Source organism: Micromonospora globispora, assembly GCF_003857015.1.
Taxonomy (GTDB): Bacteria; Actinomycetota; Actinomycetes; order Mycobacteriales; family Micromonosporaceae; genus Micromonospora; species Micromonospora globispora.
The window spans coordinates 1-1,572 of record NZ_QGGF01000651.1 but is presented as its reverse complement, the minus strand read 5'-3'; the positions used below and the strand labels follow the sequence as shown (position 1 = coordinate 1,572).

1 protein-coding gene is annotated in these 1,572 nt (G+C 72.6%); it reads left to right on the top strand.

Annotation, left to right across the window (positions count from 1 at the left end):
• Positions 1 to 214: 214 nt before the first annotated feature.
• Positions 215 to 1,519 carry an NAD(P)/FAD-dependent oxidoreductase gene (locus DKL51_RS31460; protein WP_109945204.1) on the top strand — a complete coding sequence of 435 codons (1,305 nt, stop codon included), beginning with the start codon at positions 215 to 217 and terminating at the stop codon, positions 1,517 to 1,519.
• The last annotated feature ends 53 nt before the right edge of the window (positions 1,520 to 1,572 follow it).

Here is a 1,572-nt window from a genome sequence, read left to right as displayed (position 1 = left end):
ACGCGGGGTGGAGCGGGAAGACGTCCTCGGGCGAGGGACGTACCGTGGTCCGGACCGCCATGTCGTTCTCCTCCCTCGGCTCTGTCCTCCCACCCTCCGTTGCCTCCGGGTGAGCCGGCCCCACCCGGTACGGGTGAACCGCCGGTCAGCTCTCGAGGCGGGGGCCGACTTATTGCCGCGTTTGCCCGGCGTGTCGACGGGAACGGCAGGGGGCATGACGAAACCTCGTGTGGTGATCGTGGGGGCCGGGTTCGCCGGATACCACGCGGCGAAGACGTTGAGCCGGCTGGCCGGCAAACGGGCCGAGATCGTCCTGCTGAACTCGACCGACTACTTCCTCTACCTGCCGCTGCTACCCGAGGTCGCCGCCGGGGTGGTGGAGCCGACCCGGATCTCGGTGCCGCTGTCCGGCACCCTGAACGGCGTCCGGGTGGTGATCGGCGAGGCCGACCGCGTCGACCTGCAGAACCGCTGGGTCGGCTACCACCAGCCGGAGGGGGACGCGGGGAAGCTCGCGTACGACCGGCTGGTGCTCGCCGTCGGGAGTGTCAACAAGTTGTTGCCGATCCCCGGGGTGACCGAGTACGCGCACGGCTTCCGGGGCCTGCCCGAGGCGCTCTTCCTGCACGACCACGTGGTCCGGCAGATCGAGCTGGCGGAGGTGACCGACGACCCGGCCGAGCAGCGGGCCCGCACCACCTTTGTGGTGGTGGGCGCCGGCTACACCGGTACCGAGGTGGCCGCGCACGGGCAGCTCTTCACCGACCGGCTCGTCACCCAGCGACCGCACTTGAACATCCGGCCCCGCTGGATGCTGCTCGACGTGGCACCCCGGGTGCTCCCCGAGCTGGACCAGCGGCTGTCGCGCACCGCGGACCGGGTGCTCCGACGGCGCGGGGTGGACGTGCGGATGGGCACCTCGGTGTCGGAGGCCACCCCGGACGGGGTGATGCTCACCGACGGCGAGTACGTGCCGACCTGCAGCCTGATCTGGTGCGTCGGCGTTCGCCCCGACCCGTTCGTCGCCGAGCTGGGGCTGCGCACGGAGAAGGGACGCCTGGTGGTCGACGAGTTCCTCAACGTCCCCGGCTATCCCGAGGTGTACGCCTGCGGCGACGCCGCGGCCGTGCCCGACCTGACCCGCCCCGGCCAGATCTGTGGGATGACCGCCCAGCACGCGCAGCGGCAGGGCAAGCTGGCCGCGCACAACATCGCCGCCTCGTACGGCCAGGGCACCCGCAAGCCGTACAAGCACCGCGAGCTGGGGTGGGTGGTCGACCTGGGCGGCAAGGACGCCGCGGCGAACCCGTTGAACGTCCACCTCGCCGGACTGCCGGGAAAGGCGGTCACCCGGGGCTACCACCTGCTGGCCATGCCGGCGAACCGGGCCCGGGTGGGGGCGGACTGGGCGCTCGACGCGACGCTGCCCCGGCCGGCCGTGCAGCTCGGCCTGGTGCCGGCGCACGCCGTGCCGCTGGAGAGCGAGTCGCCCGAGGTGGCGAAGACGCGCCGCTCCTGAATTTTCTCAGCCGCCCGCCGGCGGCGGGTTCCCGGTCCCCGGGTGGCCGCCGC